General features: G+C 60.3%; 17 protein-coding genes. 9 read left to right on the forward strand and 8 right to left on the reverse strand.

Annotated elements, in window-relative coordinates; all coding sequences use genetic code 11:
* Nucleotides 1–17 precede the first annotated feature (17 nt).
* Nucleotides 18–1,544, forward strand: coding sequence for an amidophosphoribosyltransferase (gene purF, locus Q3Y64_RS02465; RefSeq protein ID WP_303559929.1), 1,527 nt, complete (start codon nt 18–20; stop codon nt 1,542–1,544).
* 69 nt (nt 1,545–1,613) lie between these two features.
* Here the strand turns inward: purF and Q3Y64_RS02470 are convergent, their stop codons facing one another.
* The 5 genes from Q3Y64_RS02470 to Q3Y64_RS02490 form a co-directional block, all read right to left on the reverse strand.
* Nucleotides 1,614–2,333, reverse strand: a complete 720-nt coding sequence (locus Q3Y64_RS02470) for a UDP-2,3-diacylglucosamine diphosphatase (protein ID WP_303559931.1) — start codon at nt 2,331–2,333, stop codon at nt 1,614–1,616.
* A gap of 69 nt (nt 2,334–2,402) precedes the next feature.
* Entirely contained in the window at nt 2,403–2,894 is a 492-nt protein-coding gene (locus tag Q3Y64_RS02475; protein WP_101942693.1) for a peptidylprolyl isomerase, read from the reverse strand.
* A 49-nt stretch (nt 2,895–2,943) separates the two neighbouring features.
* Nucleotides 2,944–3,513 (reverse strand): peptidylprolyl isomerase, encoded by a 570-nt coding sequence (locus Q3Y64_RS02480; protein ID WP_101942801.1) that lies wholly within the window; start codon nt 3,511–3,513, stop codon nt 2,944–2,946.
* A gap of 26 nt (nt 3,514–3,539) precedes the next feature.
* Nucleotides 3,540–4,760 (reverse strand): murein L,D-transpeptidase family protein, encoded by a 1,221-nt coding sequence (locus tag Q3Y64_RS02485; RefSeq protein ID WP_303559934.1) that lies wholly within the window; start codon nt 4,758–4,760, stop codon nt 3,540–3,542.
* The gene (locus tag Q3Y64_RS02490; protein ID WP_303559936.1) at nt 4,757–5,830 is read right to left on the reverse strand and encodes a tetratricopeptide repeat protein; all 1,074 of its coding nucleotides are present in this window, start codon (nt 5,828–5,830) and stop codon (nt 4,757–4,759) included. Before Q3Y64_RS02490 ends, Q3Y64_RS02485 begins: the two co-directional genes overlap by 4 nt.
* 149 nt (nt 5,831–5,979) lie before the next feature.
* Here Q3Y64_RS02490 and cysS point away from each other — a divergent pair, with 149 nt between their 5' ends.
* Entirely contained in the window at nt 5,980–7,356 is a 1,377-nt protein-coding gene (gene cysS / locus Q3Y64_RS02495; RefSeq protein ID WP_303559938.1) for a cysteine--tRNA ligase, read from the forward strand.
* Between the two features lie 146 nt (nt 7,357–7,502).
* A complete protein-coding gene (locus tag Q3Y64_RS02500) occupies nt 7,503–8,159 on the forward strand; it encodes a ParA family protein (RefSeq protein ID WP_303559940.1) in 657 nt (218 codons plus the stop codon).
* Here Q3Y64_RS02500 and Q3Y64_RS02505 read toward each other — a convergent pair whose 3' ends face one another.
* Nucleotides 8,160–8,645: a hypothetical protein gene (locus Q3Y64_RS02505; protein WP_303559942.1), complete on the reverse strand. Its 486-nt coding sequence runs from the start codon at nt 8,643–8,645 to the stop codon at nt 8,160–8,162. It lies immediately after the preceding gene.
* Nucleotides 8,642–9,088, reverse strand: coding sequence for a hypothetical protein (locus tag Q3Y64_RS02510; RefSeq protein ID WP_303559944.1), 447 nt, complete (start codon nt 9,086–9,088; stop codon nt 8,642–8,644). Before Q3Y64_RS02510 ends, Q3Y64_RS02505 begins: the two co-directional genes overlap by 4 nt.
* Before the next feature lie 107 nt (nt 9,089–9,195).
* Here Q3Y64_RS02510 and Q3Y64_RS19465 point away from each other — a divergent pair, with 107 nt between their 5' ends.
* The 3 genes from Q3Y64_RS19465 to Q3Y64_RS02520 all read left to right on the forward strand — a co-directional run bounded on the left by Q3Y64_RS19465 (nt 9,196) and on the right by Q3Y64_RS02520 (nt 10,588).
* Nucleotides 9,196–9,489: an AIR synthase related protein gene (locus tag Q3Y64_RS19465; RefSeq protein ID WP_368506633.1), complete on the forward strand. Its 294-nt coding sequence runs from the start codon at nt 9,196–9,198 to the stop codon at nt 9,487–9,489.
* 34 nt (nt 9,490–9,523) lie between these two features.
* Nucleotides 9,524–9,898 (forward strand): AIR synthase-related protein, encoded by a 375-nt coding sequence (locus Q3Y64_RS19470; protein ID WP_368506634.1) that lies wholly within the window; start codon nt 9,524–9,526, stop codon nt 9,896–9,898.
* Nucleotides 9,899–10,033: 135 nt separating this feature from the next.
* Nucleotides 10,034–10,588 carry a DUF4124 domain-containing protein gene (locus Q3Y64_RS02520; protein ID WP_101942700.1) on the forward strand — a complete coding sequence of 185 codons (555 nt, stop codon included), beginning with the start codon at nt 10,034–10,036 and terminating at the stop codon, nt 10,586–10,588.
* Between the two features lie 6 nt (nt 10,589–10,594).
* Here the strand turns inward: Q3Y64_RS02520 and Q3Y64_RS02525 are convergent, their stop codons facing one another.
* Nucleotides 10,595–11,200, reverse strand: a complete 606-nt coding sequence (locus tag Q3Y64_RS02525) for an arylesterase (protein WP_303559947.1) — start codon at nt 11,198–11,200, stop codon at nt 10,595–10,597.
* Here Q3Y64_RS02525 and Q3Y64_RS02530 point away from each other — a divergent pair.
* From Q3Y64_RS02530 to Q3Y64_RS02540, 3 genes are all read left to right on the forward strand, one after another.
* The gene (locus Q3Y64_RS02530; protein ID WP_101942803.1) at nt 11,187–11,903 is read left to right on the forward strand and encodes an ABC transporter ATP-binding protein; all 717 of its coding nucleotides are present in this window, start codon (nt 11,187–11,189) and stop codon (nt 11,901–11,903) included. The two genes, Q3Y64_RS02525 and Q3Y64_RS02530, sit on opposite strands and share 14 nt — an antisense overlap.
* 80 nt (nt 11,904–11,983) lie before the next feature.
* A complete protein-coding gene (locus tag Q3Y64_RS02535) occupies nt 11,984–15,670 on the forward strand; it encodes a DUF748 domain-containing protein (protein ID WP_303559949.1) in 3,687 nt (1,228 codons plus the stop codon).
* Between the two features lie 148 nt (nt 15,671–15,818).
* On the forward strand, nt 15,819–18,083 hold the full coding sequence (locus tag Q3Y64_RS02540; RefSeq protein ID WP_303559951.1) for an EAL domain-containing protein: 2,265 nt from the start codon (nt 15,819–15,821) through the stop codon (nt 18,081–18,083).
* Nucleotides 18,084–18,108 lie beyond the last annotated feature (25 nt).

An 18,108-nucleotide genomic window follows, 5' to 3' on the forward strand; every position in this document is an offset into this window, starting at 1 on the left:
ATACAGGTGAAGAAGGTATGTGCGGAATCATCGGCGTAATGGCCAAAGGCCCGGTCAACCAGTTGCTTTACGATGGCCTGCTGGTCTTGCAGCATCGCGGTCAGGATGCCGCCGGTATCGCCACCACGGAGTCCGGTCGTTTCCACATGCACAAGGGTTCCGGCCTGGTGAGCGAAGTCTTCCGCACTCGCAATATGCGTAATCTGGAAGGTAACTGGGGGATCGGCCACTGTCGCTATCCGACTGCTGGTTCGGCCTTCAATGCGGCAGAAGCCCAGCCTTTCTACGTAAATTCGCCCTTCGGTCTGATGCTGGCACACAACGGCAACCTGACGAACTCGGATGAGCTCAAGCGCGAGATGTATCTGGGCGATCTGCGTCACATGAACACCAACTCTGATTCGGAGGTGCTGCTCAATGTGCTCGCGCATGAGTTGCAGGTGGCCTCGAACGGTGCATTCCGCCTCGACGAAGACACCATCTTTACCGCTGTGGCGGGTACTCACAAGCGTGCTAAGGGTGCTTATGCTGCGGTAGTGATGATTGCAGGTTATGGCCTGCTGGCTTTCCGTGATCCGCACGGGATTCGGCCGCTGATTCTCGGCGCGCATGAAACGCCTGAGGGCACCGAGTACATGGTGGCCTCCGAATCGGTCGCGATGGATGTGCTGGGCTTCAAGACTGTGCGCGATATCGCGCCGGGAGAAGCGGTGCTGATTGATACCCATGGCAAGCTGTCCACACGCCAGTGCGCCGATATGCGCAGTTTCGCACCCTGCATGTTCGAGTATGTGTATCTGGCTCGCCCTGATTCGATCATCGACGGTATTTCGGTCTACGAGAGCCGCGTGAAAATGGGCGTGTATCTGGCGGAGAAGATCAAGCGCGAATACAGCCATCTCAAGATTGACGTGGTGATTCCGATTCCAGACTCCAGTCGTTCGGCGGCGATGGAGTTGGCAAGCCATCTTGGCGTGTCGTATCGCGAAGGCTTTGTGAAGAATCGCTACATCGGCCGAACCTTCATCATGCCGGGCCAGGCAGTGCGTAAGAAGTCGGTGCGCCAGAAGCTCAATGCCATGCATCAGGAGTTTGTCGGCAAGAACGTGCTGTTGGTGGATGACTCCATCGTGCGCGGCACCACCAGCCGCGAGATCATCAACATGGCGCGCGAAGCCGGAGCAACCAAAGTCTTCATGGCCTCCGCTGCACCACCGGTACGCCATGCCAACGTGTACGGGATCGATATGCCCAGCAAGAACGAGCTGATCGCTGCTTTCCGCGATGCCGATCAGGTGGGCAAGGAAATCGGGGCCGATGCGATGATCTATCAGGATCTGGAAGACCTGAAGAAGGCTGTCGGTGATTTGAATCCGGCCATTGAGCAGTTCGAGTGTTCCTGTTTTGATGGTGTGTATGTCACCGGGGATGTGACTTCCGCTTACCTCGATAGCGTTGAGGGTGGGCGTGGTGCGGCCAGCAAGGCGACTGACGATGATGCCGAGCAGCTCGATCTGAATCTGATGGCAGGCGCCAGCAACTGAGTCTGGCCTTGCTGCTGAAACGACAAGCCCCGGTCATCAGCCGGGGCTTGTCGTTTCTGCTGGTCGAATTCAGCCGCCGCGTGCAATGAGTCCCTCTGGTCCGGCTTCCAGCCAGGTGGCCTTGCCGTGCCAGTCAGCGAGCACCCAGCGCTGGCATTCGCGCCCGTCCACTGCCAGCGTGTGGCAGGCCGGCTGGTGTGTATGGCCGTGAATCATGATATCTGCGCTGGTTGTGCGGAAGACCTCGGCGATCGCGTCGGCATTCACGTCGGAGATTTTTCTTTCTCCGTACTTTTGCCGGTTCATGACGCTGCGTTGGCGAATGCGGCGCACGATGGCACGCCTTACAAAGTAGGGCAGATTGCGTTGCAAGGCCTGAATGAAGGGTGAGCGGATGCGGCGGCGATAACGCTGGTAGGCCACATCGTCCGTGCATTGCGCATCGCCGTGCAGCAGCACCAGACGTTTGCCTTCAAATTCGAGTAGCGCGGGTTCAGGCACGATACGGGCGCCGCTGCGCGCTTCGAAAACCTTGCCGAGCATGAAGTCGCGATTGCCTACCACGATGCGGACGGCAACGCCGCTGCGGCAAAGCTCGTTCAGCGCATCGGCGATGCTGGCCGGAAAGGCTTCGCGCAAATCGTCGTCGGCTGTCCACAGTTCAAACAGATCGCCCAGAATCCATAGTTCGCGAGCCTGCCGGGCTGGGCCAGCGAGAAACTCCAGGAAAGCCTGTGCTGTTTCCGGTTCTGCGGCTTGTAGATGCAGGTCGGAGATGAAGAGGATCAAGGTGTGAAGTCCGGTAGATGAAAGAACGCCGGCTCGAAGCCGGCGTTGCTCAAATCGGGTGGTGAGGAATCAGACCACTTCCGCTTTGGTGATGACAACTGCTTCCACCGGCACATCCGAGTGATAGCCGCTGCGACCGGTCTTGACTGCGCGGATCAGGTCGACGACATCCATCCCTTCCACAACCTTGCCGAATACGGTGTAACCCCAGCCCTGCACGGATTCGTTGCGGAAGTTGAGGAAGTCGTTATCGACGGTATTGATGAAGAACTGGGCGGTAGCTGAGTGCGGGTCCGAGGTGCGGGCCATGGCGATCGTGCCGCGCTCGTTCTTGAGGCCGTTGTTGGCTTCGTTCTTGATCGGTGCTTGAGTCGGTTTCTGGCTCATGTCCGGCAGCATGCCGCCACCCTGGATCATGAAGTCCTTGATAACGCGGTGGAAGATGGTGCCGTCATAGTGGCCGGCTTCCACGTAAGCAATGAAATTTTTGGTGGATTCGGGGGCTTTTTCGGCGTCGAGTTCGAGGGCGATGATGCCGTGGCTGGTGTGCAGCTTGATCATGTAGGGCTCCGGGGGAAAAACGGCCCCGGAAGGGGCCGGATGGTGAAAGTTATTTGGCGGCAGGTGCCGGCAGTAGCTTCATGCTCTGGATGGTGACGGGCTTGACCGGGACGTTCTGATGCATGCCGGCATTGGTGGTCGGCACGCTGCGGATCCTGTCGATCACGTCCATCCCTGTCACAACCTTGCCGAATACGGCGTAGCCCCAGCCGTCCTGGCCCGGGTAGTCGAGGAAGTTGTTATCCACTGTATTGATGAAGAACTGGGCGGTGGCGGAATGCGGGTCGCCGGTGCGGGCCATGGCAATGCTGCCGCGTACATTCTTGAGGCCGTTGGCGGCTTCGTTCTGGATCGGGGCCTGTACGGACTTCTGGCTCATGTCGGCGCTAAAGCCCCCCCCCTGGATCATGAAATCCTTGATCACGCGGTGGAAGATGGTGCCGGCGTAATGGCCGCTTTCAACGTACTTCAGGAAATTGGCAACGCTCTTCGGCGCGCGCTCGGCGTTCAACTCGAGGGTGAATTCGCCTGCGCTGGTGACGACCTGAACGCGGGGTGCTGCAGTCTGGGCGGCAACGGGCAGAGCTAGGCAACTCAGCAACAGCATGGTGCAGCGCATCAGTCGGATGATCGTTGTGCTCATGTTCAGGCAACTCCTTCGTAGATGATTTTCCAGCGCCCGTTTTCCTTGCGCCAGTATTGGCGCTTCTTGGCGACATTGTTGAGATTGCTGCTGCGGTACTCCTGCTCGAAACTGACCATGACCATCTCATCCTGGCTGCCCGGGTTGCGTAGCACGCTCAGATTGCGCAGCTCGACTTTGACCCAGGTTTTTCCAGCAGTGACTTCACGTTTCTGACGTGCCCAAGCTTCAAAATCCTGATCATTGGTCTTGAAGCGGGTGGAGTAGTGGGACAGGTAGCGCGAGACGTCGCGGCTCTCCCAGTCGCGCCGCCAGTCGTCGATAGCCTGATTCAGTGCGCTGCGCTCGTTTTGCCAGTCATCCAGCGACAGCCATTCGATGCCGTTGCTGATGATCACTGGAGTGACACCGATCTGCAGGTAGGTGGAGAGAGCGTCCAGGTCTTGGTTGGCCAGTACGACGCAGCCTTCCGAGGCCTTGGGCGGGCGGGCGAAGGTATCGCGTGGTACCCCGTGCAGCCAGATGCCGTGACCGTTGCGCCCCTGCATCTTGTCCCATTCATTGGGATAGTTGAGCGGGAAGGCACGCTTGCCATAGAAGTCGGTGAGTTTTTCTGGTGGCATTACGCTGGTGACCTGGTAGAGGCCGACCGGGGTTTTGTTGTCACCCTCGCGTTGTTTTTCCGCGCCAGCTTTACCCTGACTGATATACCAATCCGCGACGAAGACCGGGCGGCCTTTTTCGTTGCGATAAAGATAGAGGCGGGACTGCTTGGTATCGACCACGACCGCATGGTTCTGATCTTCGCGCATCTGCAGCAGATAGCGGGGCACTTGATTCTGTGCCGGGCGATTGCGATAGCCCTGCAAGCGCGCAATGGCTTCTTCGCGCAGATCACGCAGCTTGTCAGCGGGCGCGCCTGAGGCATTGCCAAAGGTTGCCAGTGGCTGGGTGCGCGCAAGCAGCAGATCGCCACGAATCAGGTGAGCGAGCCGGAAATTCGGATAAAGCCCGAGCAGGTTTTCGGTGCGAGCCAGCGCGACATCGAGCTTGTTCTGCTCAATGTCACGAATGATCAGAGTGATCGTGGCATCCGGACCGGCATCCGATACGCCGGCGTAGAGTCCGGTAGGTGCCCAGGCGGCCGAGGAGACGATGAGCGCCGCACAGGCGGCGATGCGGTGCAGCTTGCTGCTGAACAGGTGCTTGAGTGTGCGGGTCAACGTCCGATCCGTTCCTGTTGAATCTGCCAGCGACCATTGCGCAGGATCATTTCAAGGGTCTTGCCACTGGCAGACTTGAAGCTGGCAGACTGGTAGTTCTGCTTGAAGCGGACGATGGCACGGTCGCCATTGAGCTTGATGTCTAGTTCGCTGAGCGTAACCTTGATGGCACCTGGCTTGCCGACCCGATCGATACGTTCTGCTTCCCAGGCGCTACGGGTCTTGCCATCCGGCACGTCAAAATCCCTGGCGTAGTAGCCCAGATACTCCTTGGTGTTTTTCTTCGACCAGGCCTCCGCCCAGGACAGAACTGTGCTGCGTACGGCACGCTGATCGTTGTCTGCCGTAGCAGGTTTGGCCGGCGCTTCGGCCACGGCGCTGGAACTAGCTGCGGAAGCTGAAGGCTTGCTGCTGGCTGCAACGGCTGCCGTACTGCTCGCGGCCTGCACCGGTTTGACGGCAGGAACTTCAGGTGCGGCGGTGGGGGCTGGCGTGGTGACGGCAACGGTGACGGGCTTGGTCGGTGTGGCAGGGCGGGCGCCGGCTGTGCTGATATCGCGCAGCAGGTTCAGCTTGGCCTGTGCATTGCTGTTGCTTGAATCGATCTGCAGGGCGCGGTCATAGGCCTGACGGGCCATCTTTGCGTAGAGATCGCCCAGATTCTCGTGCGCTACGGCATACGAGGGATGGGTGCGGATAGCCATTTCGAGCGCGGCCTTGGCCTTGTCAAACTGCTTCTGCTGGGCGTAGATGACGGCCAGGTTGTTATAGGGTTCGGGGAGTTCCGGGGCTTCTTCAGTGAGCTTCACGAACACCACGGCAGCGTCATCGAGACGATTCATCTCGGCGAGAATCACGCCTTTCAGGAAGCGCGCCTGACGATCTTTGGGGGTGCTGGCCAGCACACGGTCGATCTTGTCGAGGGCCTGGCTGCGCTGGCCTTGAGCGAGAAGGGCCTGGGCTTCGCTGAGGGTGGCCTGGGCAGCAGCAGGAGCGGAGAGCGCAGCAGTCGAAAGAGCCAGCAGTGCAGTGATGCAGATGCGGGAGCAACGGGAGATCGAGTGGCGCATTATGGTAGAGTCGGTCCGGTTGTGCGTGGGTCGGCAGAGTGCGAGCGCGATTTTACTATGCTCTGTCCCCAATCCCAACGCATTCAAGGAGGATGTCCTTCCGGACGCGCCCGGAGACCCTCATTCCCACAGACTGTCTTCGTCGAATCATGCTCAGGATCCACAATTCGCTCGCCCGCGAGAAGCAGGCCTTTACGCCCATTGAACCCGGCAAGGTGCGCATGTATGTGTGCGGCCTCACGGTTTACGACTATTTTCACATCGGTAACGCTCGCACCCTGACCGTGTTTGACATGGTCTATCGCTGGCTGACGGCCGCCGGCTACGAGGTGAAATATGTGCGCAACATCACCGATGTGGACGACAAGATCATTGATCGCGCGAACAAGAATGGCGAGCCGATCGAGGCCTTGACCTCCCGCATGGTGACGGCCATGCATGAAGACTGCGACCGCCTGTTGATGCTGCGTCCCTCGGCCGAACCGCGTGCCACTCAGCACATTGACAACATGCTGGGGCTGATCGGCGATTTGGTGACCAATGGAAAGGCCTACCCAGCCAGTAATGGCGATGTTTACTACGCCGTGCGCGAGTTCCCGGGGTACGGCAAGCTTTCCGGCAAGTCGATTGACGATTTGCGTGCTGGCGAGCGTGTGGCGGTGGATGGTCACAAGCGCGATCCGCTCGACTTCGTGTTGTGGAAGGCGGCCAAGCCACAGGAGCCGCATTGGTGTTCGCATTACGGCGAAGGCAGGCCGGGCTGGCATATCGAATGCTCGGCGATGAGCCGGGCCGAGCTCGGTGAAACCCTGGATATCCATGGCGGTGGTTGGGACTTGCAGTTCCCGCACCACGAGAACGAGATCGCTCAGAGCGAGGGTGCTTCCGGCAAGCCTTTTGTGAATTACTGGATGCATGCGGCTTTCCTCAACATGGACAACGAGAAGATGTCCAAGTCGCTGGGGAACGTGTTTACGACGCGTGCCGTACTCGACAAGCTCGATCCAGTACAGGGCGGCGAGGCTGTACGGTTTTTCTTGCTGCGCGGCCATTACCGCTCTGAGATCAACTACACCTGGGACATCCTGCAGGATGCGCGTGGGGCACTGGTCTCGTTGTACACCGCCTTGCGCGACGTTCCGCCAGCTGAGTTTGAGCTTGACTGGACTGAGCCCTACGCCAAACGTTTCTTCGACGCGATGTGCGATGACTTCAATACGCCGATGGCTTTTGCGGTGCTCTTCGAGTTGCGCAACGAGATCAACCGCACGCGCGACGCGAAACTCTCCGCGCTGTTGTGCGCGCTGGGCGGCACGCTGGGGTTCTTGCAGGCGGATCCGGCGGCTTTCGTGCAGGGTGAGGCGGCGGGAGACGAGGCCGCCGAGATCGATGCCCTGATTGCGGCGCGCAATGAAGCGAAGAAAGCGAAGAATTTTGCTGAAGCCGATCGCATCCGTGATGAAATCAAGGCACGTGGCATCGTGCTTGAGGACGGTGCCGGCGGTACCACCTGGCGCCGCGCCTGATGTAAATTTGCTGCGCGGGGCAAGCCCGAAACTGTAGTGCTCGGCCTACCCCCGTAGGCTGGCGCTCCTTCTTTCGGCCTTGTCCCCGCGCGTTACGATTTCCATTCAGGCGCGGATCGACTGCGATTGAAATCTGGAGATTAGTCATGCAGGTCTATCTCGTCGCCAATCCCAAGGGTGGAGCCGGTAAAAGCACGCTGGCCACGAATCTGGCTGGCTTGTTGGCCTGGCGTGGTGGTGCGACGGGGCCTGCGACAGTGATGCTGGGGGATGTTGATCGCCAGCAGTCCTCGCGTCTATGGCTCGCACGGCGTCCTGCCGTGTTGCCGGTGATCCAGCCATGGGACTTGAAGCCGGATCGCGCCGCGCGCCCGCCCGCAGGGACGACACATGTGGTGCTCGATACTCCAGCGGCGTTTCATGGCGACAAACTCAAGGAGTGCCTGAAGCTGGCTACGCGCGTGCTGGTGCCGGTGCAGCCTTCGATGTTCGATATTCTCGCTACGCGCTCATTCTTCGATGAGCTCGCCGAGCTCAAGGCCGCACGCGGTGTGCAGGTAGCATTGATTGGCATGCGCGTGAATGAGCGCTCCCGCGCTGCCGCCGAATTCCTGCGTTTCGTGGAAGGCAGTGGCCTGCCATTGGTGGCCTGCCTGCGCGATACGCAGAACTATGTGCAGCTGGCTGCCCACGGCATGAGTTTGTTTGACATCGCGCCCGCGCGGGTCGCGCGCGATCTCGAGCAGTGGCAGGCGATCGCGGCGTGGCTGGGCGTGAACTGCTTGCCGCCAACACTGGATTGATCAGCTAAGCCGCTGCTCGATCGCTTCCCACAGCCCGATCGGGTCATTACTGCCTAGCATGAACTGCTTGCCGTCCTTCAGCGTGATGGTCACTGCATCCCGTCCGGATACGTTGTAGAGCCAGCCACGCTTCGTGTAGTGGATACCGACGCCGTCCCATAACCGGGTACGGACGATTTCCGCACGGGCTACGTCGGCTATGGGAACCGCTTTGCGGATCAGACCGGGGCCAAAGTGCCAGTGCAGCTCATCGTTCGACACACGGATCGTCAACGACGAAAACAGCATGAAGGCGATAAGAAAAATCGAACTGATGATCCATAGGCTGAAACCATATTCCTTGCGGCTGATGGCTGCGAGCAGGCAGATCAGCAATGGGATGCCAACCATTACCGCCAGGGTGCGGGCTGGTTGGCGATTGGAATAAGTCTGCAGATTGTGTTTCGGGCGGTTCTGGCGTTGCGGGCGACGGCTGGGTTTGCTCATGAGTGTTCCGAGTGCTTGAGGATGCTGGCTGCGAGCTGTTCGATGCCGGCCGTGGAAAGATCGTTTGTCTTGCAGCGCTGTGCTTGCGGGAAACGGGTGAAATTACGATTCTGTGAGCGTGTGTAGAGCGGATAGTAGTGTAGGTCGATGAGTTCGGTGTAGAGCACAGACAGTGCTCGTGCCAGTGCCCAGTCTTGCCAGTGGCTGAGTGTTTCCTTGGCTTGCAGACCCTTGAGAAAACCCTGTTTCTGAGCCAGTTCGGCAGACTGCTTGCCGAGCCAGGCATAGTCACGCAGCAGATATTCGACACGCGCCTCGCGGCTAGTTTCGATGCAAAGGGCTGCACGTATCCGCTCGATGAGAGTTGCAGGTACGAACAGGGTGAAGATCTTGCGGCTCTCCGCTTCGACAAAAACTGGGCGGACCAGATCGAAGTGCATCAAGGTCCGCTCAATCAGGTTTTAGAACCATTTCTGAGCGGGTTGGGGCTGGCCTGGCCGGCCACCGAGCACAGAGCCCTTGTGTGCCGCCAGGCCTTCCAGATCAGCACTTGAGCATCTTGAGCGGTACACCGATCATGGCCCTGGCTATTGTCGACATGCCGCCGGATAAGTTGCCGCCCAAAGTGATTGGCAAGGTGCTCGAGGGCGATGCCGGCATCTGCCGCGAAGTGGGCATTCCGATCGCAGGCGGGCGTTCGATTGATGTGCTGGGGCCGTTCTATGGCCTGGTTGCGCTGGGGCGGGTGGAACCCGACAAAGTGCGCTGCAATGCCGACGCTCAAGCGGGGGAGTACTCATCCCGGGCTAACCGCTCGGAGTGGGGGGCTCTCTGCCGCACTTAAGAAGGAGCGGCTGGACGCACCGGGCTATGCCGAGATGGTCCGCCACACAACCCAGCTCAATCGGGTTGGCCCCTTGCTGGTAGCCCTCGATGGCGTACATGCGATTACCAATGTGACCGACTTTGGCCTAGCCGGCCACCTGCTCGAAATCTGTCGCGGTTCGCCGTTGGCTGCAACGATCGAGTTTGCCCGTATCCCACGGATTGCTTCGGCTGAAGTCTTTGCCTGTGAGGGGCTGCGTACCGGAGCCAGTCCGCGCAACTGGAAGGTCTATGGTCAGGATGTGCGCTTGCCGGTAGGCTGTCCGGATTGGCAGCAGATCTTTGCTGACGGATCCGCAGACCCGTGGCGGTTTGTTGGTGAGTTGCGCTCCGTCCGTCGCCGAGGCGGCCTTGCGGGTATTCCATGACAACGGATTTGAAGTGGCGAGCGTTATTGGACACTTGATCAACGGCGCGCCGGAGTTGTTGGTGAGCTGATTGCCTGTTTCGAATTCTTTTAATCGTGAGCGTCCCTAGAAGGCGCCAGGGCCGGGAGTTAATGCATGAAGAAAACGACGATTGTGCTGTGCCTGCTCGGTCTGTTCGCCTTCGGGGCACAGGCCGAGGTTTATAAGTGGTTGGATGCAGACGGCAAAATCCAGTACGGCGATACGCCGCCCAAGGATGTCAAGGCTAGCAAGGTGTCTGGCGGCGTTACGGTGATGCCGGCTTTCACGCCGCCGCCTGCAGCGCCGTCACCGGAAGCTGCCAAGGCCGCGTCGAAAGCGGTGGGGCCGGCGGCGGGGGGGATTACCACCAAGCCAGAGCAGGAGAGCGCCAGTAGCGCCGCACCGGTGTCGGATGTCGAGGCGGCTCGTCTGCGGATGATCGAAGCCTGCAAGCGCAATCGCGGGGTGGATTGTGAAGACAATGTTGATGCCCAGCTCTACGGCCAGGGCGGCAGTTCAACGGTGTATGTACCGGTACCCGGCTGGAGTCAGCCGCCGATTCGTCCGACACCCAAACCTCCGGCACAGTCCAGTTCGTCTTCAAAAACGGCAAAAATGGCTAAGGAGCCCGCAAAAAAATCCAATAGCACCAAGGCTGACGGCTTGTGAGTACGGCTACTTGCGCAGCAGCGGTTTGAGCGCTGACCACACGTTGGCGAGGATCAGAGGCTGGGCCTCTGCGGTGGGGTGAAGGTTGTCGCTCTGGAATAGCTCGCTGCGCTCGGCGAAGCCTTCCATCATGAAGGGCAGAAGGGCCGTCTTGTACTGCTGCGCGAGCTCACTGTAGGTCTGCTGGAACTTTTGGGTGTAGACCGGGCCGAAGTTGGGCGGCATGCGCATGCCGATCAGCATCACCCGGGCGCCGCTGGCCTGGGCGCTGCGGATCATGGCATCAAGGTTCTTGCGCATGGCCGGTACCGGCAGGCCACGCAGGCCATCGTTGGCTCCCAGTTCGATGATGACGATGGACGGCTTGTCGCGGGTCAGGGCTGCAGGCAGGCGGCTCAGTCCGCCAGCACTGGTCTCGCCGCTGATACTGGCGTTGATTACCGTGTGGCGGTAGCCTTCGGCGGCCAGCTTGCGGCTCAGCAGTTGCGGCCAGGCCTGTTCCTGGGCGATGCCGTAGCCGGCTGAGAGGCTGTCGCCCCATACCAGGATGTTTGCCGCCAGGGCATTTTGAATCGAGCAGATTGCAAACAGGATGATGATGAAACGAGACATGCCTAAGGGCTCCGGGCCAGTGCTGGAAGTGAAAGGGCTTGCCAAGACGGTTGCCTTGGCCGATGGCGGCAAGCTGGACATCTTGCAGCAGATCGAATTTTCGGTCGAGGCCGGAGAGACGCTGGCCATCGTTGGCGCTTCGGGTTCGGGGAAATCCACCTTGCTCGGACTGCTGGCCGGCCTCGATGTTCCCAGTTCGGGGGATGTAAAGCTTGGCGGGCAGAGCCTCTATGCCCTCGATGAGGACGGGCGAGCAGCCTTGCGCGGGCGCATGATCGGTTTCGTGTTCCAGTCCTTTCAGCTCTTGCCGGCGCTGACGGCACTGGAGAACGTCATGATGCCGTTGGAGCTGGCTGGGCGCAGCGGTGCGAGGGAGCTTGCGCGGCAATGGCTGGACCGGGTCGGGCTCGCTGCACGGGCCGGGCATTATCCGAAGCATCTTTCCGGTGGTGAGCAACAACGTGTCGCGCTGGCGCGTGCTTTTGCCATGCAGCCGGCCTTACTGCTGGCTGACGAACCGACAGGAAATCTGGACGGCACCACCGGCCGGCACATCATTGATCTGCTTTTCGAGCTCAATAGGGAGTCCGGTACTACGCTCTTGCTGGTGACGCATGATGATGGACTGGCCCATGCCTGTGGCCGCAGCATCCGCCTGCGCAGCGGCTGCATGATCGAGGCGGAGGCCTTGCTGGCGGATTGACCGCTAGGGTGGCTGTCATGCCGCCGTCAGCCGGGCGTGGGAGAATGCGGGCCTGTTTGTGCTTGTGCCTGGTTCGATCCATGATTACCCGCGAAAAACTTCTTGCCTTGCTTCCCCGCCTGCGTCAGCTGGCAGCACGCCGTAGCGTGAAAATTGCTGCCGCCAGCGTGTTGGGCTTGCTGGTGCTGGCTTGGCTGGGTACGCCGCCCTTGCTGCGCTGGGCCGTGGAGACTCAAGGCAGCGCAGCGCTCGGGCGCAAGCTCAGCGTGGAGCGGGTGAGCTTCAATCCGCTGCGTTTGTCGGCGCGCCTGGAAGGGTTGCGAATCGCTGAGGCGGATGGGCAGAGTGATTTTGTGGCCCTCGCTGCCGTCCAGGCGAACGTTTCCACCGCGTCGCTCTGGCATCGTGCCCTGGTGCTTGATGCCTTGCGCGTGGAGCAGCCGCGGCTGAGACTGGTGCGGATCGAGGCGCAACGCTTCAACTTCAGTGACATCCTTGAGCGCTTTGCTAAGCCCTCTGCCGAGCCTGCCCCAGACGCTGCGCGCTTTTCGCTCAACAACATCGAGCTTGAAGGAGGGGAGATCGAGTTCGACGATCGCCCGCTCGGCAAGCAACACCATGTCCGCGCGCTGGCCCTGGGCTTGCCTTTTCTTTCCAACTTGCCGGCCCGCGTCGAAAACTTCGTCAAGCCGAGACTGGCCTTCGACCTCGAAGAAAGCTCCTTTGAGTTGCTTGGTGAGCTCAAGCCTTTTGCCGATCGTCGCGTGGCTACGCTGGATGTGGACATCGAAGATCTGGATCTCACCGCCTACCTCGCTTATGTGCCGGTGAAGCTGCCGGTGCGCATAGAGCAGGCTCATTTCGGCTCCGCCCTGCGGTTGCACTGGGAGGAGGCCTTGGGCGACAAACCTGCTGCGTTGGCGGTGAGCGGTCGTTTCGGTCTCAAGGACTTGAAGATCAAGGAACACTCCGGCGCCGATCTGCTCGCAGTGCAGAGCCTGCAGGTGGAGCTTGAGCGCGTGGAGCCGATTGCCAGCCAGCCTTTGCTGCATGTGCGTGCGTTGAATGTCGAAGCGCCGCAGATCGAATTGTTGCGCGAGAAGGACCGTCGCTTCCGTCTAGAGCGCCTGGCCACGGAATTTGTCGCGCCTGCGCGCAAGGTACAACCAAGCCCCGCCGCGAAAACAGAAGTGAAAGTGGCCGCGCCGCGCGTGCTGATCGACAAATTGAGCGTGAGCCATGGGCGCCTCAATTGGCGCGACGAAGCCGTGCCCGGCGGTTTTGCACTCAAGCTCGATCCTTTTGAGGTGCAACTGAGCCAATTCGATCTTGGCACTAGCAAACCCGCCAGTTTTACCTTGCAGGCGGCCAGCGAAAAGAGCTTGCGCATCGATCTGCAGGCCCAACTGAACGTACTAGCCGAAACCTACAGCGGCCATTTTGCGTTTGCCGGCATGCAGCTTGAACCCTTGCGCCCCTACTATCAGGCCGCCTTGCCGCGCGCCTTATTCAAGGGCGAAACGGCGCTGGCGGGCGAGTTCAGCGTGGCACCCGGCAAGGCTGGTCCTGCAGTCAGGCTCGACAAGATGGCGCTGGATCTGCGGGACTTCAGCCTTGCAGATGCGGCTGCAAAGCCGGACAAGGCCGGTCAGCGCATCATTCTGCTGAAGGTACCGCAGACTCGTGCGGAGGAAATGCGCATGGATCTTGAACTTCGCGAACTCCATATCGGCCGTTTCAGCAATCGTGGCCTGCAAGCCATGCTGCTGCGTGATGCTGACGGCGTGCTGAACCTGGCAGACATGTTCCAGAGCCATTCGAATGCTGATTCAAAGGCCCGCAAGGTGCTCAAGGATCGCCTGGAGCGTGCGGCTGAAGCAGTGCTGGAGGCCGCTCCGGCGGCCGAACCCGAGCTGCCCTGGCAATTCAGTGTGGGTAGGGCCGAGATCAATGAGGGCGGCGTGCGCATCGAAGATCGCAGCAGCAGTGTGCCGGTTGTCGTGGATGTGCGCGAACTGGGGCTGAGTCTGCAGGACTGGAGTTCTCGGCGCAATGCCCAAGCCAAGGCAAGCCTGAGCGCGCGCATCAATCGCAACGGGCGCATGAATGCGGACGCTGCGTTCTCTACCGAGCCGCTGCGCGGGCGCGTAAATCTCGACCTGAGTGCGGTGGAGCTACTGCCTGCCCAGGCTTATCTTGAAGATCAATTCCGCGTGCTGCTCACCCGAGGTACGTTGACTGCGAAAGGAAAACTTGATTTCGATCTCGCCAAAAGCCAGCCGGACATCCGTTTTGCCGGCGCGCTGGCGGTAGATGATTTCAACATGCTGGACCGGGTGAATGAAGAGGACTTTCTGCGCTGGAGGCGCCTCGCGCTGCAGGAGATGAGCGTGCAGACCGAGCCGCTGGGCTTCAGCAGTCGCGAAATTCGTCTGAGTGACTTCTATACCCGCCTGATTCTGGATGCGCAGGGGCGTTTGAACCTGCGCGAGATCACAGCCCACGAAGCTGCTCAGATGGCCGCTGCGCCGCAAGTTGCACAGTCGGCTGCGGCAAGTTCTGTGAAGAAACCACTGCCTAAGGTCAGGGTAGAGCGCATTGTGCTGGAGAAGGGTCAGGTGCGTTTCAGCGATCGTTTCGTGAAGCCCAATTACGATGCCAATCTGCTGGCTCTGAACGGCAGCCTGGGAGGGCTATCCTCGGATGAAAGCTCGGTGGCGCTGCTCGATCTCGGCGCCAGCCTGGATGGCGCGGCGCCAGTGAAGGTGAATGGCAGCCTCAACCCTTTCCGCCAGGATGGCTTCCTCGATATTCAGGCTCAGGTACGCGACGTGGATCTCACCTCTGCGTCGACCTATGCCGGCCGCTACGTGGGCTATGGAATCGATAAGGGCAAGCTGTCGATGGATGTGCAGTATCAGATCCGTGATCGCCGGCTCACTGCGAAAAACAGTGTCAAGCTGGATCAGCTGACCTTTGGCGACAAGGTTGAGAGCCCGGACGCGACGAAGTTGCCTGTGCTGTTTGCGGTCTCCCTGCTGAAGGACCGCAACGGCATGATCGATATCAATTTACCCATCAGTGGCTCGCTTGACGACCCGGAATTTTCGGTCGGAGGCGTGATCATCAGGGTCATTACCAATCTGATCGGGAAGGCAGTGACAGCGCCCTTCGCCTTATTGGGCTCGATCTTCGGCGAAGAAGCGGAGGCTCTGGCATGGGTGGATTTCGAGCCAGGTTCGGCGACGCTAAACAAGGCGGCACTCGACAAGTTGGAGGGGCTGGCCAAGGGCCTGACGAGCCGGCCGGTGCTGAAACTGGAGATCGCCGGTAGTGCCGATCCGGCATCCGACACGACGGGCCTCAAGCGTGCCCGCCTTGAGGCCCGGGTGCGCGCCCTTAAAGCTGAGCAACTGGTTCGGCGCGGCGACAGTGTTGATCAGGTGGATGCCTTGCAGATCGAGGCTGCGGAATATCCGGCACTGCTCAAGCGTGTGTATGAAAGCGAGAAAGTCGATGCTCGGCCGCGTAACGCGCTGGGCATTCTGAAGGATCAGCCGCCTGCCGAGATGGAACGCATCCTGCTGGCCAGCTTCGCGATTACCCAGGCCGACCTGCAGACTTTGGCCAGAACGCGGGCACAGACTGTGCGGGCGTATCTGCTCGAGAAAAATGGCGTGGATCCGGCGCGGGTTTTTCTCGTAGCCAACCGGGAAGCGGAAGAGGGTAAGCCTCTGCAAGCCCGCGTCGAATTCATGTTGCGCTGAAGCAGAAAAAAAGCCGCCTCCAGACCGCAAGTTTTCGCTTTCCCTGCCGATACCTGAAAGAGATGGTTACGGATAGGCAGGAGCGGGGCATGGGGGCAGTGGACAGGGAAGCCACGGTATCAGACGCAGCATTCCGGGAGGACGTACGGTGAGTTCGACCCTCGAGCAGGGGGATGCGATAGCGCAGGCGGGCGACATGCTGGAGTTCGTCGACGAAGCGCTGGCTCATCCGGTGAAAGAGGGGCCTGCGCCCTGGAAAATCCTGATTACTGACGACGATGACGAGGTGCACCGCGCCACCGCTTTCGCACTGCGCGGGTTTCACATTGACGAGCGCCCGCTCGAATTGCTGCATGCTTACAGCGCGCGTGAGGCCGAAGCGATGCTGCGTGAACATCCAGGCGTGGCAGTGGCGATGCTGGATGTGGTGATGGAAACGCCGGATGCTGGTTTGCGCTTGGTCGATACCATCCGCAACGAGCTCGGCATGCATTCTGTGCGCATCGTGCTGCGTACTGGCCAGCCTGGCTATGCACCGGAACTGGAAGTGATACGGCGCTACGACATCAATGACTACCGTACCAAGTCCGAGCTGTCGCAAACCCGACTGATCACGACGCTGACTGCTGCCGTGCGCGCTTACGAGCAGATCGAAACGGTGCGTGCGGCCAATCGCGGCATGGATGCCGTCTCGCGTGCGGCCAATACGGTTTTCCGCCTGCGCAGCTCAGTCGAATTCTCGCGGGTACTGCTTGAGCGCGTCGAAGAGATCCTGGGGGAGGCTGCCGATGCGCTGGTCGCCATGGAGCACAGCTCGGCTACCCCGGGTGAGGCTGGGTTGCACGTGGTGTGTGGCCGTGGGCGCTACGCCAACCTGGCCGGCTGCGCGATCGAGCGCAGCGTGGATGTGGAGATGCAGCGCGGTATCCGGCGTTGCCTGGCAGCGCATACCTGTGTTTTCGAAGCCGGGCGTTTTTTGCTCTGGCTCGGCAATGGCGGGCGTGACGCGGTGGTGGTGGTGGACCATCCACATCCCCTGCGTAGTTTGCAGCAGCGACTGGTGGAAATGTTCGCGGCCAGTCTCGGTGTGGGGTTCGAGAACGTAGATCTGATCGAGCGCCTCGATTTCTTCGCTTTCTATGATCCGCTGACTCATCTTCCCAACCGCACGTGCTTCATCAATGAAGTCGATCAGGATCTGCTGGTGCGTCAGGGTGGTTCGCGTTGCCTGGCTCTGGCGGACGTGGTGCGGTTTTCCGAAATCAATGATGCGTTGGGCTATCGCTGTGGTGACACCTTGCTGGTAGCTGTAGCCAAGCGCCTGCGCAGCGCACTGGGCCCGGGCGTCACGCTGGCGCGGGTGTCCGGTGACACTTTCGGTATTTTCGGTCCGGAAAATGCGCTCGATCCGGCGCTTATCAACAAGGCTTTCGAGCAGGCTTTCTTTGTTCATGGCCACGCGCTCACGGTGCAGTTGCGTATCGGACTAGTGCGCCTTGCGGAGTGCAAGGGCAATGCGGTGGAGCTCATGCGCAACGCCAGTCTGGCGCTGAATCAGGCCCGGCAAGCCGGGGGGAGCGCTTTCAGCGTTTTCTCGGCGATGATGTCGGACGACGTACAGACCCGGGTGGCGATGTTGCACAGTCTGCGCGCCGCCATTGATTTCAAGCGTGGTCTGAGCCTGTGCTGGCAGCCCATTGTGCAGGCTGGCAGCGGCGAGTTGCAGGGGCTTGAGGTGTTGCTGCGCTGGCGCAACGATTTTGGAGAGCTGGTGCCGCCCGCTCGTTTTATCCCGCTCGCTGAGCGTACCGGCATGGTTCATGAGCTGGGCCAGTGGGTGCTGGGTCAGGCGCTGGAGCGTTTCGGTATCTGGCGGCGCCAGGGCTGGCGTGGTCTCGAGCTCACCCTGAATATCTCCTCGGTGCAACTGCGCGACGAGCGCTTCGTGCAGCGCTTGCGGGCCCAGCTTGAATACAGTGATGTGGAAGCAGATCGGCTAGTGCTGGATCTTGATGAAAGCCTCGCTTTCGAGGAGCCTCGGCTGTTGCAGCATCAGTTGCGCGGCTTGCGCGAGCTGGGCGTACGCTTGGCACTCGATAACTTTGGTTGTGGCCGGGCGTCCCTGAGCCAGCTCGGTACTTTTCCGGTCGATCGGATCAAGCTTGATCGGAACTTGTTGGCCAACTTCGACGAAACACCTGAGGCGACAGCGCTCCCTGCTGCAATCGCTGAGCTGGCGTGCAAACGTAAGCTGGTGCTGATGGGGGAAGGGGTGGAGAGCGCAGCCCAGGCCTCCATGCTGGAGACTCTGGGGTGTAGCCTGCTGCAGGGTTTTCATTTCGCTCGGCCGATGGCCGCCGAGCAGATGGATGCCTGGTTGCGCGAGCGACGCAGCAATTTCGACGCGCTCTGAGGCTTCTCCTGCGCCCCAAGCTGCG

Source organism: Uliginosibacterium sp. 31-12, assembly GCF_030548425.1.
GTDB classification, from domain to species: Bacteria; Pseudomonadota; Gammaproteobacteria; order Burkholderiales; family Rhodocyclaceae; genus Uliginosibacterium; species Uliginosibacterium aquaticum.